Source organism: Sporosarcina ureilytica (assembly GCF_001753205.1).
Lineage (GTDB): Bacteria > Bacillota > Bacilli > Bacillales_A > Planococcaceae > Sporosarcina > Sporosarcina ureilytica.
The window spans coordinates 2,889,535-2,913,470 of record NZ_CP017560.1; the positions used below are offsets into that span (position 1 = coordinate 2,889,535).

At 37.0% G+C, this 23,936-nt stretch carries 19 protein-coding genes; 2 read left to right on the forward strand and 17 right to left on the reverse strand.

Annotation, left to right across the window (positions count from 1 at the left end; all coding sequences use genetic code 11):
* Window positions 1–188 precede the first annotated feature (188 nt).
* From BI350_RS14220 to BI350_RS14235, 4 genes are all read right to left on the reverse strand, one after another.
* Window positions 189–1,817 (reverse strand): peptide-binding protein, encoded by a 1,629-nt coding sequence (locus BI350_RS14220; RefSeq protein WP_075528741.1) that lies wholly within the window; start codon window positions 1,815–1,817, stop codon window positions 189–191.
* A 78-nt stretch (window positions 1,818–1,895) separates the two neighbouring features.
* On the reverse strand, window positions 1,896–2,933 hold the full coding sequence (locus BI350_RS14225; RefSeq protein ID WP_075528742.1) for an ABC transporter ATP-binding protein: 1,038 nt from the start codon (window positions 2,931–2,933) through the stop codon (window positions 1,896–1,898).
* Window positions 2,933–3,913 (reverse strand): ABC transporter ATP-binding protein, encoded by a 981-nt coding sequence (locus BI350_RS14230; RefSeq protein WP_075528743.1) that lies wholly within the window; start codon window positions 3,911–3,913, stop codon window positions 2,933–2,935. Before BI350_RS14230 ends, BI350_RS14225 begins: the two co-directional genes overlap by 1 nt.
* Before the next feature lie 236 nt (window positions 3,914–4,149).
* The gene (locus BI350_RS14235; RefSeq protein WP_075528744.1) at window positions 4,150–5,217 is read right to left on the reverse strand and encodes a M24 family metallopeptidase; all 1,068 of its coding nucleotides are present in this window, start codon (window positions 5,215–5,217) and stop codon (window positions 4,150–4,152) included.
* Between the two features lie 129 nt (window positions 5,218–5,346).
* Between BI350_RS14235 and BI350_RS14240 the strand changes: the two genes are divergently transcribed.
* Together BI350_RS14240 and rpoN are read left to right on the forward strand one after the other, a co-directional pair.
* Window positions 5,347–6,450, forward strand: a complete 1,104-nt coding sequence (locus tag BI350_RS14240) for a M24 family metallopeptidase (protein WP_075528745.1) — start codon at window positions 5,347–5,349, stop codon at window positions 6,448–6,450.
* Between the two features lie 234 nt (window positions 6,451–6,684).
* Complete coding sequence (gene rpoN, locus BI350_RS14245) at window positions 6,685–7,995, forward strand: RNA polymerase factor sigma-54 (RefSeq protein ID WP_211117161.1); 1,311 nt, start codon at window positions 6,685–6,687, stop codon at window positions 7,993–7,995.
* A 65-nt stretch (window positions 7,996–8,060) separates the two neighbouring features.
* Here the strand turns inward: rpoN and BI350_RS14250 are convergent, their stop codons facing one another.
* The 13 genes from BI350_RS14250 to BI350_RS14310 all read right to left on the reverse strand — a co-directional run bounded on the left by BI350_RS14250 (window position 8,061) and on the right by BI350_RS14310 (window position 23,824).
* Complete coding sequence (locus BI350_RS14250) at window positions 8,061–8,384, reverse strand: hypothetical protein (RefSeq protein ID WP_075528746.1); 324 nt, start codon at window positions 8,382–8,384, stop codon at window positions 8,061–8,063.
* Between the two features lie 189 nt (window positions 8,385–8,573).
* On the reverse strand, window positions 8,574–9,671 hold the full coding sequence (locus tag BI350_RS14255) for an ABC transporter ATP-binding protein (RefSeq protein ID WP_075528747.1): 1,098 nt from the start codon (window positions 9,669–9,671) through the stop codon (window positions 8,574–8,576).
* A 90-nt stretch (window positions 9,672–9,761) separates the two neighbouring features.
* Window positions 9,762–10,667, reverse strand: a complete 906-nt coding sequence (locus BI350_RS14260; protein ID WP_075528748.1) for a PucR family transcriptional regulator — start codon at window positions 10,665–10,667, stop codon at window positions 9,762–9,764.
* A 137-nt stretch (window positions 10,668–10,804) separates the two neighbouring features.
* On the reverse strand, window positions 10,805–13,093 hold the full coding sequence (locus tag BI350_RS14265; RefSeq protein ID WP_075528749.1) for a glycoside hydrolase family 65 protein: 2,289 nt from the start codon (window positions 13,091–13,093) through the stop codon (window positions 10,805–10,807).
* Window positions 13,094–13,121: 28 nt separating this feature from the next.
* The gene (gene pgmB / locus BI350_RS14270; protein WP_245698266.1) at window positions 13,122–13,823 is read right to left on the reverse strand and encodes a beta-phosphoglucomutase; all 702 of its coding nucleotides are present in this window, start codon (window positions 13,821–13,823) and stop codon (window positions 13,122–13,124) included.
* Between the two features lie 21 nt (window positions 13,824–13,844).
* A complete protein-coding gene (locus BI350_RS14275; protein WP_075528751.1) occupies window positions 13,845–14,873 on the reverse strand; it encodes a LacI family DNA-binding transcriptional regulator in 1,029 nt (342 codons plus the stop codon).
* 70 nt (window positions 14,874–14,943) lie between these two features.
* The gene (locus BI350_RS14280; protein ID WP_075528752.1) at window positions 14,944–15,780 is read right to left on the reverse strand and encodes a carbohydrate ABC transporter permease; all 837 of its coding nucleotides are present in this window, start codon (window positions 15,778–15,780) and stop codon (window positions 14,944–14,946) included.
* On the reverse strand, window positions 15,780–16,655 hold the full coding sequence (locus BI350_RS14285) for a carbohydrate ABC transporter permease (RefSeq protein ID WP_075528753.1): 876 nt from the start codon (window positions 16,653–16,655) through the stop codon (window positions 15,780–15,782). Before BI350_RS14285 ends, BI350_RS14280 begins: the two co-directional genes overlap by 1 nt.
* A gap of 100 nt (window positions 16,656–16,755) precedes the next feature.
* Window positions 16,756–18,018, reverse strand: a complete 1,263-nt coding sequence (locus BI350_RS14290; protein ID WP_075528754.1) for an ABC transporter substrate-binding protein — start codon at window positions 18,016–18,018, stop codon at window positions 16,756–16,758.
* 72 nt (window positions 18,019–18,090) lie between these two features.
* Window positions 18,091–20,472, reverse strand: coding sequence for a glycoside hydrolase family 65 protein (locus BI350_RS14295; RefSeq protein WP_075528755.1), 2,382 nt, complete (start codon window positions 20,470–20,472; stop codon window positions 18,091–18,093).
* A gap of 420 nt (window positions 20,473–20,892) precedes the next feature.
* Window positions 20,893–21,720 carry an IS3 family transposase gene (locus BI350_RS14300; protein WP_075526276.1) on the reverse strand — a complete coding sequence of 276 codons (828 nt, stop codon included), beginning with the start codon at window positions 21,718–21,720 and terminating at the stop codon, window positions 20,893–20,895.
* Between the two features lie 17 nt (window positions 21,721–21,737).
* Window positions 21,738–22,058, reverse strand: coding sequence for a transposase (locus BI350_RS17460; RefSeq protein ID WP_075526275.1), 321 nt, complete (start codon window positions 22,056–22,058; stop codon window positions 21,738–21,740).
* Between the two features lie 464 nt (window positions 22,059–22,522).
* On the reverse strand, window positions 22,523–23,824 hold the full coding sequence (locus tag BI350_RS14310; RefSeq protein WP_075528756.1) for a glucose-6-phosphate isomerase: 1,302 nt from the start codon (window positions 23,822–23,824) through the stop codon (window positions 22,523–22,525).
* Window positions 23,825–23,936: the final 112 nt, after the last annotated feature.

Sequence of the window (23,936 nt, forward strand, 5' to 3'; positions counted from 1 at the left end):
GTTCGCTCCCTTCGAGCTTATATAATTCAGATAAAAAATAATAACTTTATATTTCTTAAGAAGACAAACATCTCTGAATTCTTTAGAGATGTTTGTCCTGGTTTTGAGTTAATTCATAAACATTGATTTCCGTTCTGGACTGAGGCTTTCGCCAAATCAGCCAAACTAGAATCACATTAAGAATTCTCTTATTCTACGTACCATTCGTGGATTTTGTAGTACGTGTTTGCTGCACTGAATTTCGGACCGTGCAGGTCTATAGAGACAGCTAGGTGACCTTGTGGGTTATACAAAAATGTACTTGGCTGGTCTTCTGTTACAATTGCATCTGCCTTCCCGATGATGTCTTTTCTTTCACTCAGGTCAGATAGTTTTGTGTTTTCCGACAGTAAAGCATCTACTTCCGGGTTAGAATAGCCGCCATAATTTAGTCCATTTTCAATTTCTGAAGTATGCCAGAACCATGTTGGATCAGGGTCACTACCGATTGACCAACCTGCCACAATTGCATCGAAATTCCATTTCGGCGGGCTTGTCTCTTCTACGTAAGCACTCCATTCAAGAAGTTCAATAGTAGTTTTAATACCGATTTCACTTAACTGTTGTTGTGCTACTTCTGCAATCTGTTGACGAATTTCGTTTGCTGAAGTTGTTTTCAATACAAACTCAAACTTTTGACCGTCTTTTTCCAAGATTCCATCAGCGCCCGGTTCCCAACCTGCTTCTTTTAATTTCTTTTTTGCTTCTTCCGGATTGTATTCAAACTTTGCTACGTCTGGGTTAAATGACCAGTTTGCAGGACTTCCTGGTCCATGTGCGACTGTTCCAGAGCCATCTAAAATTGCCTGGACAATTGCTTCTTTATCAATCGCATGTGTTAATGCTTGACGAACGAGTTTATCCTTAAATAAGTCATTCCTTAAGTTATAACCAATATACTCCCATGAGTTAGATGGACCAGATTCCAACTTAACAATTCCTTTATCCTCTAGATTTTTTGCAGTTTCCATATATTCCGGTGATATACCGGCTAAGTTAATATCCCCTACTTGTACCTGAGCCATTAATGTGTTCATATCTGGAACAATTTTGTAAATAATTGAATCCAATTTTGGTGCGCCTAAGTAATAATCTTCATTCGCAACGAGTTCAATATATTCACCTTCACGCCATTCTTTAAATTTAAATGGACCCGTTCCAATCGGCTCTTTCGTATTAAATCTTTGAGTACCTAAATCGGCAACCGGAACGTCCCCAAGAATATGTTCAGGTAAAACTTCAAATTGTGCTGTTATAGTAATGAAAGGTGCATACGGTTCAGATAAAATAATTTCAACAGTATAATCATCAACTTTATTAATCTCTTCAATTACCTCAAATGGTAAGCCACGCGGTCCTACATAATCTTCGTTAAGTGGAATATTATAAGAGAATACAACATCGTCTGCTGTGAAATCCTCTCCGTCATGCCATTTTATATTCTCTCTTAAGTAAAATGTCCATTTAAGTCCATCTTCAGTAACATCCCAATCCTCAGCCAAATCCCCTTCAGGGTTGAAGTCATGGTCAACCGTTACAAGACCGCTGAAAATAAACCCTTCAATGGTGGAACTCGATGTATCTGTGGAGTAATATGGGTTAAATAATGTCGGAGCAGCTGTCGTTCCTAAATACAAGCTTCCGCCTGATTTTTCATCGGTTGTACTCCCTTCACTTTTTGCGCCTTCTGCATCGCTTTTTACTTCTCCATCAGAACATGCCGCAATGATTAGTATCATCGCCATCATAATCATTGTAAAAAAACGCTTTTTTATCATTCTACTTCCCCCTCTTTATCAACTCTTCAAATTTATAGTGGAAAATCTCACAACCCTCCTTTCAAAAAGTAATCTCTATCATTTATACAAATGGCAAGCAACAGAACGATGTTCATTAACCTTTTTAAATTCAGGCATAACCGTTTCACATATTTTCATTTTAGCTGGACATCTTGTATGAAAAATACAACCGGATGGCGGATTTGCAGGGCTAGGAATATCCCCTTTTAAAACAATCCTTTCCCTAGGCTTAACACCTTTTTTACGGATAACAGGCACAGCAGAAAGGAGTGATTGCGTATAAGGGTGAAGTGGTTCCTTATACAACTCATCTTTATCGGCTATTTCAACCAGCTTTCCTAAATACATCACACCGACCCTGTCAGCTATATGCCTGACTACACTTAAATCATGCGAAATAAATATATACGTCAAATTAAATTGATCCTGTAAATCTTCAAGTAAATTAATAATTTGTGACTGAATGGAAACGTCTAATGCGGAAACCGCCTCATCAGCAATGATTAGTTCTGGATTTAAAACAAGTGCTCTTGCTATCCCAATTCTTTGGCGCTGTCCTCCTGAAAATTCATGTGGATAGTTATTTAATGAAGCAGCATGAAGCCCAACCACTTCCAGTAATTCTTTCACTCTTTCCACACGCTCTTTTGAATTACCATATAAACCATGCGCTTTTAGTGGCTCTGTTAAAGTGCTGACCAAAGATTTTCTGGGATTCAAGGAAGCAAATGGATCTTGAAAAACCATTTGCATTTTTCGACGAATTAAAGGTCTTAATTTAGCCTCCGATAATCTGGTAATATCATGGCCTTCAAAAATAATTTCACCATCAGTTGGCTCGTACAATCGTATTAGTGATCTGCCCATCGTTGATTTTCCGCAACCAGATTCGCCTACGATGCCCAATGTTTCACCTTTTTTAACATGAAAACTTATATCATCAACAGCCTTTACATGTCCAACAGTCCGCTGTAAAATACCTGCTTTAATTGGAAAATGCATTTTTAAACCGTTAACTTCTAATAAGATTTGTTGCTGTTCCGAAGTATGTACAATAGTTTGTTCGCTTCTTTCTAAAACAGTAGTGGACTTCATTAACTTTTCCCCTCGCTCTCATATAAAAAGCAGCGAACAGATCTTTTTCCACCAATTTCAATTAAATCTGGAACAGCTTCTGTACAACGATGGAATGCCCTGCTGCATCTTGCTGCAAATTTACAGCCCGTTATTTCTGTACCAGGTGCCGGAACGTTACCAGGGATTGAATGCAACCTTTCAATTTCTCCATCTATTGTTGGAACCGAATCGATTAAGCCATTCGTATATGGATGGAGCGGCTCATCAAATAAATCATCAATCTCTGCAATTTCTACAATTTGACCGGCATACATCACAATAACTCGCTCCGCCAATTCAGAAACAACACCAAGATCATGGGTAATTAATAGAATAGAAGTTGAAAACTTAACACTTAACTTTTTCATTAACTCCAAAACTTGGGCCTGAATCGTAACATCAAGAGCTGTTGTAGGTTCATCGGCGATTAAAAGCTTAGGATTACATGACATTGCCATTGCAATCATTACTCTTTGCCGCATACCGCCAGACAATCGATGCGGATAATCTTTTAATAATTTTTTCGGATTTGAAAAACCAACGAGCTCCAACATTTCAACTGCCCTTTTAGTTGCTTCTGCTCTGTTTACTTTCAAATGATGAATAATGACACTCGTTATTTGATCTCCGATTGTCAATACCGGGTTTAAAGATGTCATCGGCTCTTGGAATATCATGGCGATGTCATTTCCCCGAACTTTATACATTTCTTGTTCAGGCAAATCTACTAAATCAGTACCTTCTAGTAGTATTTCTCCATCCACGATTGATCCGCCAGGCTTAGGCACTAACCCCATAATAGAAAGAGACGTCATGCTTTTACCGCATCCTGATTCGCCTACTAAAGCAACCGTTTCACCTTTTTTTATTTTGAAGTCGATTCCATCAACTGCTCGGATGACACGTTTATTACTTTTGAAATGGGTTTTCAGATTATTTACTTCCAGTAAAACTGTCACTTGATTCCCCCCTGACAATTAACCTTTATAATTTATAGAATCTTCTTTCATTTCTTCTTGCAAGAGTTGTGCCAATTATTAGTTCCACTAAATACAATTTTCCCTTCGTTTTCCATACCGAGTTTATAGAGTTGTGTAAAATAATTTTCCAAAAACATTTCAGATGTGTCTAATTTCTTTCAAATAACTTTTAAAGGACTGGAACTTTCTATCATTTTTTACACATGTCTATTTTTTCATAATCTAATCAACTCTTTAGGTGAATGCGTTAATATTTCAATCCCATCCTCTTTTATTAACACATCATCCTCAATCCGCACTCCACCAAGTTCCGGTATATAAATCCCTGGCTCGATCGTGATCACCATACCCGCTTGTAGGATGTCCTCACCGCTCTGTGAGAAGAAAGGATCCTCATGAATATTTAAACCGATTCCATGACCGAGACCATGTCCAAAATAGTCCCCATACCCTTGCCCTGCTATATAGTCCCTGGCGATGCTGTCAACTTCCTTGCCAGTCATCCCAACTTGTATATTTTCTAAAGTCAGTTCAAGTGCTTGATGCACAATCTGATAAATGTCTAATAATTTTGAATCCGGTTCTCCCACAGCCAATGTTCTTGTGATATCAGAGCAGTATCCATCATATAAAGCGCCAAAATCAAGCGTGACCATATCACCTTGTTCAATCACTTTTTCACTAGCAACGCCATGCGGTAGTGCACCGCGAACGCCCGAGGCAACAATAATGGCAAACGACTCGCCACCTGCCCCTTGTTCTTTCATGAAATGCTCCAACTCATTCGCAACTTTCTTTTCAGTGACTCCCGGACGAATTACCTGTTGAATAAAACCAAAAGCCTGATCGCTTATTACGGCCGCCTTTCGAATCTTTGCAACTTCTTCGTCAGTTTTAATTAATCTAAGCTTCTCCACAACTTTTATTGTCGGAACAAGTTCAATACTGTCTAATTTCTTCAATTGTGTATAAAAATTAAAACTGACGTCTTCCGATTCAAAGCCTAGCTTTTGAATGCCTAAATCTCTAATTTGCCCTAAAACATTTTGCATCATATCGCGTGATGATTGGTAAATGACGATTTCATAATGATCGATTTGTTCTTCTGCCTGTTTTGCATATCTAAAATCAGTTAAAAAATAAGCCCTATCCTTTGTAATCAGCGCGACGCCTGCACTCCCTGTGAAATTTGTTAAATATCTTCTGTTTAATGGATTTGTAATTAATATTCCATCTACCTCTAATTCTTTAATCGCTTGACGCAGTTCTACAATTTTTTGCATTTTAATTTCTCCCCCTACCTTTATAGCCCTAATTTATTTAATGCAACTTCCTTGCCAATTTGCACTTCGGCCTGAAACTTGCAACAATAGAGGAGACGTACAATTAATGAGATATGGAGGAATTACAAGATGAGTACCATTTATGAACAAAGAAGAAATGCCTTAACACAATATCTAGTCGAACAAAAAATTGAAGTTGCAATGATTACAGACCCTGCCAACGTTTTTTATTATTCAGGATTTAACTCAGATCCACATGAGCGCTTTATGTCTTTAATGATTGATACGCGCGCGGAAAAAACGATTTTATTCGTTCCTGCTTTAGATCAAAGTGCGGCAGAAGCGGTTACGGATGTGGCCAATATTATTTCTATCTCTGATGAACAAATACCATTTGAGGTTGTATCAAATGCACTAAGTAACGATGCAAAATTATTTGGTGTAGAGAAAAAATCGCTAAGCTTATTCCGCTATGACAGCTTGCTAGCATATTTCCAAAAAGCAGAAGTCGTGGACATTCAACCATTTACCGACAAATTAAGAATGAGAAAATCACGAGAAGAAATCGAACTCATGCAAAATGCGGTCAATATTATTGAGAATGTATTAGCTGAAGGAATTAAAAAAGTAAAAGTAGGCATGACCGAATTAGAACTTACTGCGGTATTCGAAACGTTAATGCGAGAATTTGGCGCAGACGGTCCTTCATTCTCAACCATTGTATTATCCGGTGAAAAAGCAGCGCTTCCGCACGGCACACCTGGCGACCGTAAATTCCAGGATGGAGACTTCTTATTAATTGATTTTGGAGTTGTTAAAGACGGTTATTGTTCAGATACAACGCGAACATTCGTCATTGGCGAACCGACTGAAAAACAAAGAGAGATATACGATATCGTACTAAGATCTAACCAAGCCGGAATCGACGCTGTAAAAGCTGGTGTCCCATTAAATACATTCGATATCGCGGCAAGAGATGTGATAGCTAATGAAGGTTATAATGAGTATTTCAATAACCGAGTAGGACACGGCCTAGGAATTGAAGTCCATGAAGAGCCATCCGTTCATGGAAACAATGAGGATATCGCAAACGAAGGACTTGTATTTACAATTGAGCCGGGAATTTATATCCCTGAATATGGCGGCGTACGCATAGAAGATACTGTTTACATTAACGAAAATGGAGAAGCAGAAGTATTAACTTCATTCCCTAGAGAACTACAAACTTTATAATCAAAAAGAAGCCCTTAACCATTATAATTACAATAGTAATTTATACGGTTTTAAGGGCTTTTCTCTTCCAAAAAACTATTTTTATTTTAATATATTAAATTTCCCCCTCGAAATCACCTGGAAGATAGACTATAATGAATATAGTATGTTTTGGGATTATTGGCACACATGTTAATCATTAACCCCAATATTGCCGGACCATTAAATATTAATAAGTTAAAGAGGGGAATCTTTATGCAAATAACACTACAACAAAAACAAATACAAGAATTAAATTTGGTTATGACGCCAGCCCTTCGCCAAGCGATAGAACTTCTGCAATATTCAACATACGAACTGTATGATTATATTAAAGAACAAGCTTTGGATAACCCTTTAATTGAACTAAAAGAAAAACATCCCGATGCTTCCGACTACCGTACACCCCATCGAATTCGCAGTTCATCAAATACTTCCAGCTTATCATTGGACTGGATTCCTTGCGATGGCAACGATATGCGGGAAGAATTGGTTCAACACGCTAGAGTTCAATTTCAGGACCCTCAAGACATTCAGCTCCTTGAGTATTTGATTTACAACTTGGATGACAATGGCTATTTGTTCAATGATGATTCTATGGAATTTACCTGCAATGAAAACGCTCTCAATCGCGGGATTCACCTACTGCAACAAATAGGCCCCGCTGGGATTGGTGCAAGAAGTTTAAAAGAATGCTTACTCTTACAACTAGCATATAACCATCCGGAAGAAAAATTGGCTTTTACTTTAATTGACGCTCACTTTGATTTATTAGCGAATCGAAAATGGGATGACATTGCATCGCTTATGAAGCTTACATTAGCTGAAGTAAAAAAGCTCCATGAGTTTATTAAAACATTAAACCCTAAGCCCTGCTCAACCATCGCAGATTTTAATGCTGAATATATAACCCCCGACATCGTCATTGAGGAAAGCGACAATGGTTTATCTTATTTTTTAAACGATCGCTATCTGCCTGCTGTTCAAGTGAATACGGAGTATTTATCCATGCGACACCAAAACCAGGAAACAGCAAAATATATATCCGACCAATATAACCAGATTCAGTGGCTATTGAGCAGTATCGAAAAACGAAGAGCGACCATTTCCAAAATTATTGAAGTTGTACTTGAAAAGCAACAAAATTTTTTCAATGAAGGCTTTATCGCTCTACAACCATTAACATTAAAAGAAGTCGCTGATGAAATCGATATGCACGAATCTACGGTGAGCAGAGCAACAGCAAACAAAACAATCCAAACACCAAAAGGCACTTTCGATTTCCGAATGCTTTTTACATCCAAATTAGAAACGAGTGACGGAGATTCCGTTTCTCAAACGAAAGTAAAAAAATTATTACAACGCTTTATTGCCGAAGAAAATAAGCAAAAGCCTTTTTCAGATCAAAAAATCGCAAATTATTTTAAAACAGAAAAAGGAATCGCCATTTCAAGAAGAACGATTAGCAAATATCGCGAAGAACTAAACATTCCTTCTTCTAGAATGCGAAAGGAAATTCAAATATAAAAAGAAGGTAGTCCTAAATGACTACCTTCTTTTTATATAATAGATAGCGGCTAAGCAACCGTTTGTTATTCAACAACTTTTTCCATACGGGTTGGTAACGCTTTCATTTCTTCCTGCCTTTTGGTTTTTTCAAAATGACCGAACCAGTACTTGTTTAATACAATAATTGCACTTGCTATCATAAAATAATTCATGTTAATTTTCATATTGAAACCAAAGCTAACGATTGATAATAGGGCAAATGTAAAAGTTAGTGAACCTAGCATAATTATGAACGGTCCAATTCCTTTCGGGGTGATTAATAGCATCGTCTTTGCACCGAGGTACATTAGAAGCATTGTAATAACTATCGCGCTACCCATTAACAGTAAGAATTCAGTAAAGTACATGTTTTATTCCCCTTTCGCAATTGACCGGTTCTTTTTATTATATTCCATCTTACTACTAAAAGGAACGGAACACAACGAATATTGAGAATAATAAACCTATTCTCCCAGGAATAAAAAGCCAACAAAATACTTACGAAAATACCGATAAAAAAACCGTCAAAGAGATTCTCCTTGACGGTTTTTTGAGGATTATTTAATACGCTCTTCCGTATCCACATCAAAGAAGTGCGCTTTACTTATGTTGAAAGCTAATTTAATGGAATCGCCAGCTTCAATATTGAAACGGGAGTCAACACGAGCAACGAAATCTTGATCTGCAACTTTAGAGTAAAGTACAATTTCAGCACCCATTAACTCAGCTACTTCAATTTGCGCCTCGATTGTTGAGTTTGGTGAAGCGTCGATTACTAACGGCTCATCATGAATATCCTCAGGACGGATGCCTAAAATGACTTCCTTTCCTTCATAACCTTGGTCACGAAGCATTTTCATTTTACCTTCCGGAACGTGTAATTTCACATTCCCTAAAACAAAATGTTCTCCCTCAAGCTTACCCGTTAAAAAGTTCATTGCAGGAGAGCCAATAAACCCGCCAACGAAAACGTTATTTGGATAATCGTAAACTTCTTTTGGTTCCCCTACTTGTTGGATGATGCCATCTTTCATGACGACTAGGCGTGTTGCCATTGTCATTGCTTCCGTTTGGTCATGCGTTACATAAATCGTTGTCGTTTGTAGACGATTGTGTAACTTTTGAATTTCTGCACGCATTTGAACACGTAGCTTTGCATCCAAGTTGGATAAAGGCTCATCCATTAGGAATACTTCTGCATCTCGAACAATTGCACGACCTAATGCAACACGTTGGCGCTGACCTCCTGAAAGTGCTTTCGGTTTACGATCCAACATCTCTTCTAACCCTAAGATCTGTGCAGCATTTTCAACGCGTTGTTTAATTTCATCCTTTTTAAATTTACGAAGCTTTAAACCAAACGCCATATTATCATAAACGTTCATATGCGGATACAACGCATAGTTTTGGAATACCATCGCAATGTCACGGTCTTTTGGCGCTACGTCGTTTACTCGTTTGTCACCAATATATAGGTCTCCCTCTGTAATTTCTTCTAACCCAGCAATCATACGTAGTGTCGTAGATTTACCGCACCCAGAAGGACCAACTAAAACTAAAAACTCTTTATCTCTAATTTCTAAGTTGAAGTCTTTTACGACGACTACATCTTTATCATAAACTTTTTTAATTCCTTTTAATGTTAAACCTGCCATTCCTATTCCCTCCAGTATGTAAGTGCTTTCATTTATAAATTAAGCTTACCTTTTTTCGATTCCTTACGTAATGGGGAAAGTGCACAAAGTTTAGTCACTATTTTGTGCACCATGTATATTTTTAGATAATAAAGCTAAATACGCTGTCATCGCGTGATGAAATTGCCGGATATCCAAATTCGTATTTTCATAAAAACGCTCTAAACGATATTGCAAACTATTTCGGTGCATGTGAAGTTTTTTCGCCGTTTCAGAAATGTTTAAATTACAAGAAATAAACGCCTGAATCATCTTCGTCGTTTCTTCGTCATCAATATAATCTTGTAAAATCGATTCACTGATAGAGCGACTTTGTTCTTGTGATGTTTGGTGAATAAAAACATATGGAATGGCATTAATATAGGTCAACACATTTTTATTAGAATACCGAAAAACGTTTTTGGCCGCGTATAATAAAGTGTTGTAATAGCGATGAACATCTTGCAAATTATTTTTATATGTACCAACTAGGAATTTAATATTTACATATAAGTCGCTCATTAATATATCAATAATCTGCTCATACGAAGTCATATCCTCATGGACCATTTTCTCTTCAATTATAATCCCTTCAAACTCACTTTCCCATAGAACTGGAACCTCTCTTCCAAATAATTCACAAATCGCACTTTTAAATTGAATCGGACTGATTTGATTGCGATCGATGGCGAAATAAACAAATCGAAAAGAATTGTTTACTAGACTATCCTTATGTTCATTTTCATGGATAAGTCGTGTCCAGTTTCGTTCTTCAGTCGTCAATAGAGGGAATTGAATTTGATAAGGAGTTAAAAATGCTTCGAGAAGCGAGATTTCTTTGGAAGTTAACTCCTCTTCATGTATGCCGATAATCTCATGATTTTCTGTAATAAACCATTTATATTCTGGGTGTAATGGTTCATTTGTATTTTTATATAGTAAAAGTGAAGCATACATATTTCGTAATTGATTTATCATAAGAATCCCTCTTTCATATGGGCATGTTTCATTCATTGTATTATAGATACTTTATTAGGTCATCTTCCAATACCTTTTTGCAGGCATATTTCAAAATAATACACAAAAAGCTGGACCAAATTAGTCCAGCTCTCTTGTTAAGAAGAATATTCAATTTCAGCTTTTGCTTCCACACCATTTTCAAGATGAATCGATTGACCATGATGGGAAATTGTAAGTCCTTTACCTTCTACAACTGTATACGTTACGGCATCTTTTTCTAAATGTATATTTAGAATTCGTCCTTGATAAAGTAAGTTAAATGAAAGTGACTGCCATGCTTCCGGCAAAGTTGGCGCAAAATACAGGCCGGTTTCTTTTATCCGTAAACCAGCAAAGCCATAGACAAGCGCTAGCCATGTCCCCCCCATATTTGCCATATGGAGTCCGTCCTTGGTATTACCTTGTGTATTATCTAAATCTAGTCTCGCTGTTTCAATGAAATAGTTATATGCTTTCTCATCGTAGCCTAACTTGGAAGCCATAATGCCATAGATTGAACAAGATAGTGACGAATCATGCGTTGTTAATTCTTCATAATAATCATATGAGTTTTTGATTGTTTCCAAATCTTGTTCATCTTCCAATAGAAAATGAGCAAGCACTGTATCTGCTTGTTTAATGACTTGATAGCGATAAAGTGTTAAAGGATGATAATTTAATAGTAACGGAAACTTATCTTCCGGTGTATTCTCTAAATCCCAACGGTCTTTTTGTAAGAAACTATCGTCTTGCGCATTGATTTTAAGTTCTTCATTGTATGGAAGATACATATTTTCAGCTGCATTCTTCCATTCAGTTACTTCTGTTTCCGATAACTCTAATCTGTTCATGAGTTCATTCAGATGATTCTCGTCTTGTTCTTTTAGGAGATTAAACGCTTTTACAGCCCATGACATATTATTTTTGGCCATAACGTTTGTATAATAGTTATTGTTTACAACACATGTATACTCGTCTGGTCCTGTCACGCTGTCAATTCTAAATTCTCCATTTTGCATATGACCTGTGTCATTCCATAAGCGAGCCGTTTCAAATAACATTTCAGCCATATAATCTTTCAAAAACGATTCATCTTGAGTGACTAAATAATATTGAATATAACTATAAGCGATATCTGCACTTATGTGATATTGAGCAGTTCCAGCTGGGAAAAATGCGGAGCTTTCCTGACCGGTAATCGTTCTCCATGGAAATAATGCGCCCTTTTTATGGCCCATTTCTTTCGCTCGTTTTCTTGCACTATCTAATAGTGAGTATCGATGTACTAATAAATTTTTTGCGATTTCTGGGTGAGTCATTAAAAATACTGGGAACATGTAAATTTCTGTATCCCAGAAATAATGTCCTTCATATCCTTCACCAGATAATCCTTTTGCTGCGATATTGCTCTTCGGATCTTTCCCTACTGATTGCAAAAGTTGATATAAATTAAAACGAATCCCCTCTTGTAATTGGGAATCCCCTTCAATTTTTACATCGGATTGACGCCAGTAATTATCTAGATATTCTTTTTGATTTTTTAATAGATCAATAAATGATGTTTCTGCAATCTTGCGTTGAATTTCGAGTCCTTTTTCAATCACATGTTCGCCATGTCTTAACGTTTCTGTATAAACGTTATATTTCGTAAAATGAACAATCCCATTTGCTTCAAATTCATAGATTTCTTCGATTTGACTTTCAGTTACCTGACTGTCATAACGAACGTTTTCAGAATCAATCTTAGTCGATGTAACACAAGCTACATCCAATTTCGTTTCGTATGTACGATTTTTAATGACACTATATTTTTCATCTTGTGAAACGTTAATAATATGTAGACGCTTCGCATTACCTGCAGCGACGCGAGGATCATTTTTATCAACAAAATTTGATACGTCACCATTCACAGTGGATACAATTTTCACTTGTTGCACGCCACTGATTGGCTCAATTTCAACGTTGATTGCAAAAAGTTCTTTCGTCGTAAATGAGACGAGTCGTTTAAATGTAAGTTTAACTTCTTTCCCAGTAGGAGATTGCCAATGAACAAACCTTTCACTAAACCCTAAATCCATATGTAATGTTCTTTGAAAATCAATTACTTCTCCTTCAAATAAAGAGAAGCGTTCATCGTCAAGATAGATTTGGATACCTTGACCATCAATCACATTCAATAGTTTTTGCTGGATATCCGGGAATGCATGTAGTTTTTCGCCATATTTAATTTCAATTTCATCGTGAAAAGCATTGATATATGTGCCTCGGATTGTGTTAAATTCATCTTGATAACCTTCCTCAAAATTCCCTCTCACACCTAAATAACCGTTCCCCAAGGATAAAAGACTTTCGTTTAACAATAAATTTTCATTATCTAATTCTGATTTTGTAATTTTCCACGCCACTTAGCATACACTCCCTCTTCATATCGTCTTACTTCGCAGTAGTACTTTTCCCGGCTTCTCGTTGCATTTGATACTGTTTAATAATGTCATCAAAACGTAATTCAGAAGTATCCTCTACAACATAGTCAGCATGATGTAAATGTTCAATAGAACCTACACCGACTGAAAACATTTGCGCGCTATTAACCGCCTCTACCCCTGCAACTGCGTCTTCTAGTCCAATACAATCTGAATAGGGTATGTCTAAGTAATCCGCTGCAGTCGTAAATGTTTCAGGATCTGGCTTTCCTTTTTCGACTTTGGCCGCATCAACGATATAATCGAAGTAATCAATTAAGCCAAGCTTTTCTACGATTGTTTGTGCATTTTTACTAGCAGAACCGAGGGCAATTTTCACTTTCTGTTCAACACATTTCTTCAATAACTGTTCAATACCAGGTAATATAGCATCTGGCTGTAGTTGTTCAATTAATGTTAAATAGTGCGCATTCTTCTTCGTAGCTAGTCTTTCCTTTTCTTCATTCGACATAGTCGATAAGGTTGAATCCAACGCTAAAATTTTCTCCAGCGATTCCATACGGCTAATGCCTTTTAATTGTTCATTAAACTGCCGATCGATTGATAGTCCAAGCTCTTCAGCAAGTTGTTTCCATGCTAAATAATGAAATTCAGCTGTGTCTGTAATGACACCGTCCAGGTCAAATATAAAAGCTTTAGGAAATTGTGACATGTTTTGATTCCCTTTCATCCATTAATTTGAAGTGTTCTTTACCGTTCCCACACTTTTTCGCTCAATTAATTCATATGCGACATTGACATGCTTTTCACATGTTTTATTTTCCATTAAATTTTGCAGTAATTGCGCTGCGGCTTTCCCCATTTCCGTAAAATCCTGCCGAATCGTTGTCAGTTGCGGTTGGATATATCCGCTAAGGACTACATCATCAAACCCAGTTACAGAAATATCTTCAGGGATTCGTAGACCTGCTTCCTTCACTGCTCGCATAACGCCGAAACCCATTAAATCACTAAAGCATAGAAATGCAGTGGGTCTATTCGTCTCCAAATACGCCTTCGCTAATTGATAGGCTTCTTCTTCGGAAAAGTCGGCATACAACACTTTATTTTTATCAACTTCTAAGTCGTATTCACGAAAAGCTTGTTGAACGCCTTTCAGCCTTTCCGAATTGACATGCGTTTCTTTAATGCCTGCCATCACGACAATGTCGCGATGATGCCGTTCTAGTAAGTATTCCGCAATTTGTTTAGTCGCACCGACATTATCAATCGATACACTCCCAATCAGCTCATTGTTCTTTTCTGGAATGATATCGAAGAGCACGCAGGGGATATTCGTATTAATCAATTCCTTAAAATAAGGATCATCGGTACGAATTCCTTGTAAGATTGCACCACCAATATTGCGTTCCCGACAAAACTGAACATAACTTTTTTGCTTCTGCTTCATTGAGTCAATGAGAAAAATCGACAACTCATATTCATTTTCCTCAACATTTGTATAAACGCCTTTGAATATATCAAACGCGTTATTATCTTTTTCATTTTGGTTCAGCACACCAGAAGAGATTAAGCCAATTGTCATTTGCTTTTTGGATGATAAATTTTTGGCTACTATATTGGGTGAATAATTCAATTCTTTAGCTATGTCGAAAATTCTTTGCTTCGTTTTTTCATTCACATCTGTGTAATTATTAAACGCTTTTGACACGACACTAATCGATACACCTGCTTTTTTAGCAACATCTCTTATAGTAGTCATCGTAAATACACATCCTCTATTCATTGATAGTCACAAAAAGGCCTTCTCTCAGCATGCCGACTGAATGGCGTTATTTAACAGCGCCATCTCCAATTCCTTTAATAATATGTTTTTGAGCGAGTGCATAGAAAATGACAACTGGAATAATGGTTAACATTAAACCGGCCATCGCTAAGTTCCATTGAATCGTAAACTCACCGAAGAAATAAAACGTGGATAACGGGAATGTTCTAAGTCCTCTATCTGTTAACGTTAATGATGGTAATAAATAGTCATTCCAAATACTAATAACGTTTAATATCATAACCGTTACTGTAATCGGCTTTAACATTGGAAAAATAACTCTCCAAAAAACGCCGAATTTTGAAGCACCGTCGATTGTTGCAGCCTCTTCTAAAGTTCTAGGAATTGATTTCACAAAGCCATGATAGAGAAACACCGATAGACTTGAGTGAAATCCAATGTGCATAAAAATAAGCCCTTCACGCGTATTAAACATTGGGATCCCTAACTCATTCGTAATGGTTCCCATTAATTGCATTAAAGGCATCATAATTGTCTGAAACGGAATAAGCATTGTCGCAATAAACGTCATAAAAATAATATTGCTTAGGAGATTATCCGTTCTAGCTAACATCCATGCAGTCATTGAAGATAAAATAACGATAAAAACGACTGACACAATCGTTATATATAAGGAGTTACCAAGTGCACTCATAAAATTCATTTTTTGAATGGCTTCTAAATAATATTGAAAGCCAAAGCTTTCCGGCAACGCTAACACATTTGTATAGAGTTCTTGCCGGTCTTTAAATGAGTTCGCAATGATGATATAAATAGGAGATAAGAAAAGTAAGGCAACTAAAAAAAGTAAGATGTTTTTAATCAGATTAGTTGTTTTCTTCATTACATTTCTACCTCCCGCTTCTTCGTCAAGTAAACTTGCGTTAATGTGATTGCTGCAACAATTAAGAAGAATACAATTGCTTTCGCCTGACCAATACCATAATTTCCATAACCAAATATTTCATTGTAAATATTCATCGCAAACAATTCAGTTGAGTTTGCTGGGCCACCGCCTGTTAAAGATAAGTTCACATCATACACTTTAAATGCTGATGAAAGTGTTAAAAATAAACTAATCGTAAATGCAGGCATTAACAGCGGGAAAGTAATCTTTCGAAATCTTTGCCAACCGTTCGCCCCGTCTATTTTTGCTGCTTCTATCACATCTTCCGGGATACCTTGGATGCCCGCGATATAAATAATCATGACATATCCAGCCATTTGCCAAGTAAAGACAAATACTAATGCATACAACGCATATTGCGGATCCATGAGCCAATTAAAAAATATACTTGCAAATCCGGTCATTTCGCCAAGCCTTTTAAATACATCTGTGAAGATAAATTGCCAAATATACCCTAAAATTAAACCACCGATTAAATAGGGCATAAAAATCATAGTACGAGCCGCATTGGCAGTTTTTAGTTTTGTTGTCACTAGCATTGCAAAAATGAGTCCTACAACGTTAACGGCAATCACCGATAATATTGTAAATAATGTCGTTAACCATGCGGACTTAAAAAAACGTGTATCTGTTAATAATTTCTGAAAGTTATCGAATCCGACAAACACTTTCGGGTTGGCTGCAATACCGTCCCATTGAAAAAAAGCATAATAAATTCCCATTACAAACGGAATAATGACGACTGTCGTAAAAATTAACACAAGTGGTGCTACAAATAATAGATACCAAAGTCTATTTTTACTACTTTTCATGTCAACCCCCTCTTTCTAATCACTTAAGAATGTAGGAAATGCTGAACATGCCATTTTAGACATGTTCAGCATTTCCTTTATGATAGAGATACAATCTCCATTATTTCACAGCATTTTTCCATGCTGCATCTAACTTCTCGATAAACTCTTGACCTGTCATATCTTTAGATAAGAAGAACTCTTGTGCAGCAGGCGTGAAATCATTTGGTACGATCCCTGCTGGGAAATAGCTTTGTGACCATGCAATTGTTTGACCGCTATTCGATGCATCTAATACATCTTGTGAAAGTGGGTCTAATTCGCCAGCTTCAATGTTCGTAAGTGCTGGAACGAATCCAAACTCTTCGACAATGTATTTGTGACCTGTTTCACTTGTATTCAACCAGTTTAAGAAATCTACAGCTGCTTGAACTTCAGCCTCATCTTTTTCAGCGTTAATTGCCCAGTTGCTACCAACACCAACAGCTAGTTTATCGTTGCCTTGTAATGGCAATGGCAACATACCAATTTCAAAGTCAACATCAAAATCAGAGATCATTCCGTATGCCCAGTTTCCTTGGTGAATCATTGCAGATTTCCCTGCAGCAAAGTCACCGATTTCCTCATCATATGAAACGTCTAGTGGACTTGGCGTATTTTCTTTAATCGCTTCCATGAATTTACCAAACTCTTGGAACGCCTCAGTTTCTGCCATCGTTACATCGCCAGCAGTTAACTGATCAATATACGAATAGAAATCCTCTTGTAACGAGAATGGATGGTTAATAATATGACCAATTAAGAAATAAGCATCTTTCGCTAATCCCAAACCGTTAATATCTTCTGCTTTAAACTTTTCTAATGTTTTTACGAAAGATTCATAGTCCGCTACATCTTCAGGACTTACTAAATCTTTGTTATACACTAATCCAAATCCTTCAACGCCGTATGGAATTCCAACAACTTTCCCATCTAACTCTAAAGCCATACCTGGAGCAATATGCTCTACGTAGTCTTCATCACTTAAATCATGTACATACGATTTTAAACGCTCAGCTTCTGTTACGTTTTGTAGACTAAAGATCGATGGACCTTGATCACTATTCAGACGAATTTGTAACTGTTGGAAATAGTCATCTCCCGTTGTACCCCAAACTTCAACTTCGACACCTGTTTCTTCTTCATACTCTTTTGCAAGTGCTTCTAATTGATCAGAAATTTCTACTTTACTTTGGAAAATGGTGATTTTTTGGTCTGATGATTTTTCAGCATCCACGTCGTCAGACTTTCCTTCTTCACCGCCGCTGTCACTACTACATGCAGCTAAAATTAGCATTAAGACACCAATCAAAAGACTACTTAACAATCTTTTACGGAATTTCATTTGAACTCCTCCTATTATTTTTTAATATTTATAGTAAATAAAATGAAAAACATTTTACTAACTAACAGTAAATCAGCTATTTTTTATAACTTCCTCAGAAAAGACAACCTCTATAAAGTCATCACATTCATACATCTTCCCATAAGATTCAAATTCGACTTTCTCCTTGTTTACTGCTTCTACAGTTAGGGAAGTAGGTGTGATACAAAGGTTAATCGGTTGGCCTTGCCAATGAATTGTGAATTTAATTTCTTTCCAATGATTCGGCAATCTAGGCTGAATCGTTAGTTTGCCATTCACAAGTCTTACACCAGCAAATCCAAAGATTGCGGTTTTCCATATGCCGCCGATGGATGCTGCATGGATCCCTTCGTCGGATGTGTGCATCATGGGACCAAGGTCTGTTTCACATGATTTCTCGAACAAACGATAAGCTAATGCTTCTTCTCCAATATCATTTGCGACAATTGCATATGTCACTAAACTTAAGGAGGAATCATGCAATGTTCTTGGCTCGTAATAATGAAAATTAGCGCGTTTTACCGCTTTTGAGATTCTTTCATCTTCAGCTAAAAAAGTTTGTTCTAATAAATAAAATAAGATTAACGTATCCGCCTGTTTCGTTACTTGAATTTCGTTGATTTGTTCCGGGTTATAATCTCTGTAGATTGTTCTAACCGTGTCTTGCTCTTTATATTTTGTCAAATCAATTTCTTTCAATTGTAAATAAGTATCATCTTGCGGAATGACGGAATCTTCTTCACGCGGGTTTGGTAAATACAGTCGTTTTGTTTTCTTCTCCCAAAGCGAGTACATTTCATCTAAATCTAGTTTTCTCTCTAAACTTTGTAGGAGTGATGGATTTTCTTCTTTTAATTGATCATAGTAACGCATGGCTAGTTTCATATTGAAATAGGCCATATAATTCGTAAAAGCATTATTATGAATATGTTCTTTATACTCGTCAGGACCGATAACATTGTTAATTTCGTAACGATGTTTTTCATCGTTCCACTCAAGACGACTTGCCCAAAACTTTGCTGTATCAAAAACAATCTCATAACCGTAATCGTCCATAAACTGCTTGTCACCGGTTACATTTTCGTATTGATAGACCCCAAAAGCGATATCACTCGTAATATGTTGCTCAATGAAGCCAGTCCAGATTTTCGTTTGTTCACCCGTTACAATGTCAATATCTCCCCATTCAGGTGTCACTTCGCCATCTGTCGGCCAAGCCATCTCCCAAGGGTACATCGCACCTTCGTAACCGTTTTCAAGCGCTTTTCTCCTCGCACCTTCTAGTCCATGATAACGATACAGTAATAATGATTTAGCAACTTCAGGATTCGAATAAATGAAAAATGGTAAAATAAATATTTCCGTATCCCAAAACGAATGACCTTTATAACCTTCTCCACTTAATGCTTTCGCACCGATTCCCATTCTTTCATCATGCGCTGGCGTCATTACAGTTAAATGATAGAGCGAAAAACGAAGTGCAAGTTCATCAAAGTCGTTGTCGCTAGCCAATTCGAAATTGTATTTGTTCCATATTTTTTGCTGCCACGCATCTTTATGGCGTTGGAAAAGGCTGTCATACCCTTTATCAGCGTGACTTTGTAAGGCTTGTAATGAATCATCACGTAACTTTTGAAGGTCATAGCCTTCTTGCGGGATTTCTTTATCCCGACTCGTATGAACCGTGGTTACTTTTTCCATTTCCAATTTATCATTCGGTAAAAGTTTAAATTGATAAGTTTGCCAAACCTTCCTACGCGCCATATGCATCTCTGAATCGTTTACTTCCTTACCATTTACTTTCATTTTATGGGTTGTATTCAACACCACATCTATATTCGATTCTGTTGTCGTTTGAATGAGTTGAATGAATTGGTTATTGTAAATCCTTCTTTCACCTTCAAGAAAATGTTGACACCCCGAATTGCTCATTTGTGCATTAATCCCCGTGTCAATTGAAACGTCAACTGAATCTGTTAAACTTTCAATCTCCATTTTCAAGCCGATTACATGCAAGTTATCAAGCGAAATGAATCGTTTAAAAAGGAATCTTAATTCCTTACCTTTTGGCGAGGTCCATTCAAAACTTCTCGTCAACTCTGCCGTCTTTAAATTCAATTGACGTATATAATTTTTAGTTTTACCTAATTCAAGGCTAAAACGCTCTCCGTCAATCCGAATATCAAGTCTAGTCACATCCGCTAAATTAGGTAACTCTGTTACTTCATTTTCCGCTGCTTTGTTAAATGTTCCGTTGACAAATAAATTTCTTGTTTCATGTATATACGGTTCCTCCGTCGCCGAGCGCATGCCCATATAACCATTTCCAAGAGACATAGTCGCTTCGCATTTTCCTAATGCATTGGAGGAAAAATCAATTTCCGATATTAGCCAGTTTTTTAGGTCTCCCTTGCCTCGCGAATAATTGAGCAAAATCACACCTCCTGAGAACGTTTTCATTTTAACGAAAACGTTTTTGTTATCTTTTAAAAATATACGTCCTCGAAGTGAATTATATTCATCTACCGAAAACGTTTTTGTTACATCGAGTATAGTATGCTGTTTTTCGATTGTCAATGAATTAAATCAGATTTCTATATGCCTTTTGTTCTACCAACAATTACCATCCACTAACTTAATACCCAATCAAGCTGTGAAAACACCCTTAAACAGGCAATTCGAAACCACTAAAGATGCTTTACTAAACTAAACACTTTTGGTAGCGTTGCATTCTATTTTATTTACGTTGCATTCTTCCGATAAAATGTTGCGTACTCACGATAGCGTTGCGAACTTTTGTAAGAAGTGTTTAGACTGACATATCGATTTGAGACACGTATAAAACAACAGTCGCTAGGCTGCTTCTACAAAATATTCTCTTGGTGAAAGGTAGCCTAGTTTTTCCTGAATACGTTCTTCATTATAATAATTTAAATAGTCAGTGACGCGTTTAGTGACTTCTGCATTACTAAGTGAATTGAATTTAACATACTGAAACTCTTCAGATTTCAAGCTTGAGTGGAACGATTCTATAACTGCGTTATCCCAACAATTCCCTCTCCGTGACATACTGCATACCAGATGATTTGCCGTTACATAATCTTGGAATGCGTATGATGTGTACACGGTACCTTGATCGCAATGAATGATAACTCCTTCAGGGTTGTTGCGGGCTTCTAATGCCCCCTTAAGGGTATCGATGACAAGGGATGTCTGTTGATGATCGTACAATTTGTAGGCTACAATTTCATTATTATATAAATCCATAATAGTGGAGAGATATTTTGTTTTACTACCATATTGAATATAGGTAATATCAGTTACCCACTTCTCATTTGGTGCACTTGCAGTAAAATGACGATTAAGCAGATTAGGTCTGATTACGACTGTTTCACCTTGTGACTTCCATTTTCTTTTAGGCTTAACACGACATTGTACATTATGCTTTTGCATGATTGATTGAACCGTATTACGATTTAATCTAATCCCATATTCTTTCTTTAACAGAGCTTTAATTTTTCTGTGTCCATAGCGATACTTAGTTTTCTTGCACAGTTCAATGATTGCCTCTTCTTTGGTTGAAAGTGATTTCTCACGCTCTTCGCCAAGCCATCTATAATAGTTTGAACGGGGAACTTGTAATGCCGATAAGATAGAGGTAATTGTGTATTTTCCTTTCATTTCCTCTACAGTTCTAATTACCTCTTCTTTTCCAACCCCCTTTTTATCTCTAAATACTTTTTTAGCACTTCATTCTCCATTTTCAATTGAGATAGCTGATGATCTTGTCTCTCTTGTCCATTCTTGAAATCATAACGAAAACCATAGGCATACTGTTGGCCGATTGGTTGATCAAAGCGATAAGTTTCATTGTTTTTATACCACTTCATCCAGCTTGCAATTTGCGCTCTATTTTTGATTCCATGCCTCTCTAAAATCTCTTTATCTGTAAAGTTACCACTTAATTTATCTTTCACAACAGCCCATTTAACTTCACTTGAATATCTGTTTCTTTTCAATATAAAAACCCCCGACGTTATCGCTTTTTACTAGTGTAACACTTTGATGTTGTTTTATATTGTCCCAAGAATTTGGGTTAGCCCAGTTGCATACTTTTTTATTTACGTTGCATTCTTTCGATAAAACGTTGCGTACTCACGATAGCGTTGCGAACTTTGTAAGAAGTGTTGCATACTTTTTTATCTACGTTGCATTCTTTCGATAAAACGTTGCGTACTCACGATAGCGTTGCGAACTTTGTAAGAAGTGTTGCATACTTTTTTATTTACGTTGCATTCTTTCGATAAAACGTTGCGTACTCACGATAGCGTTGCGAACTTTGTAAGAAGTGTTGCATACTTTTTTATTTTCGTTGCATTCTTTCGATAAAACGTTGCGTACTCACGATAGCCTTGCATTCTTCTAATGAAAAAACTATGCCCATCAACGCATACAGTCAATCGGCATAGTTTTTTATTATTTATTAATTTTCCTCAACAAACCCTGGCTTTTCTAACATTCTAAAGATGTTTTTCTTATACTCTTCTACACCTGGTTGGTCAAATGGATTCACGCCTAATAAGTAAGCGCTCATCGCACAGGCCATTTCAAAGAAGTAAATGATGTAGCCGATGTGGTATGCATCTTTTTTACCGACTGTTAGGTGAATTAATGGCACACCGCCGTCTTGATGCGCTTCCATCGTTGCTTGTAAGGTGACGTCGTTAATTTCATTCATCGTTTTATCGGATAGATAGTTTAATCCATCTAAATTATCTTCCGTCGTTGGAATCGCGCAATCTGCCGTTGTTTCTTTGAACTGGACGAACGTTTCAAAAATCTCACGACGGCCATCTTGAACGTATTGACCTAAAGAATGTAGGTCTGTTGGATAAGCGACAGAAGCTGGGTAAATTCCTTTGCCATCTTTTCCTTCACTTTCACCAAATAACTGTTTCCACCATTCGTGGAATGTCGCAAAGTTTGGTGTAAAGCTTGCTAAAATTTCAATATTGTACCCTTCATTTAACAGGTGATTTCTGAGCGCCGCATATTGATAAGCACTGTTTGTACTTAATTCCGAAGAATTGTATTCTTGGACTGCATCTTTGGCACCTTCTAATAGCTGTAAAATATCGATGCCTGCAACGGCAATCGGTAGTAATCCTACAGGCGTTAAAACGGAGAATCTGCCACCAACATCGTCTGGAACGACAAACGTTGTAAATCCAGAACGATTCGCCAATTCTCTAAGTGCACCTTTAGATTTGTCAGTAATCGCAACAACTCTGTCTTTCATAGCTGCACCATATCGATTTTCCATATATTCAAGTAAAATACGGAAGGCAATCGCTGGTTCTGTTGTCGTACCCGATTTGGAGATCACGATAACGGCTACTTCTTTACCTTCAATATGTTGAAGCAATTGCTTCATATACGTGCCACTTAAGTTTTGTCCTGCAAAAATAACTTCTGGATTGTCTTCATTCTTGCCGAAGTATGGTGACAGTGCGTCTTGAACTGCTTTTGCACCTAAATAAGATCCGCCTACGCCAATGACAACAACGACGTCTGCTGATTTACGTAATTTCTCTGCAGTTGCTAGTACTTGGTTTAATTCTTCTTGGTCAATTTCATTCGGCAGTTGTTTCCATCCTAGAAACTCTGCACCGATTGACGTACCTTCAACCATCTGTTTGTGAATGTGTTGAACTTTTTCCCCGAACTGCTTTTCAAGTTCTTCCTTAGCTATATGTGTTTGGTTGAATGTTATTGCATTTACCATAACTGTAACCTCTTTCCTTATATGTCATATAAATGGTCGGCTTCTTGATTCACCATGAATTAAGGTTAAAACCATTTATACTATACTATACCCAGTTCTATCTAGCTAATAT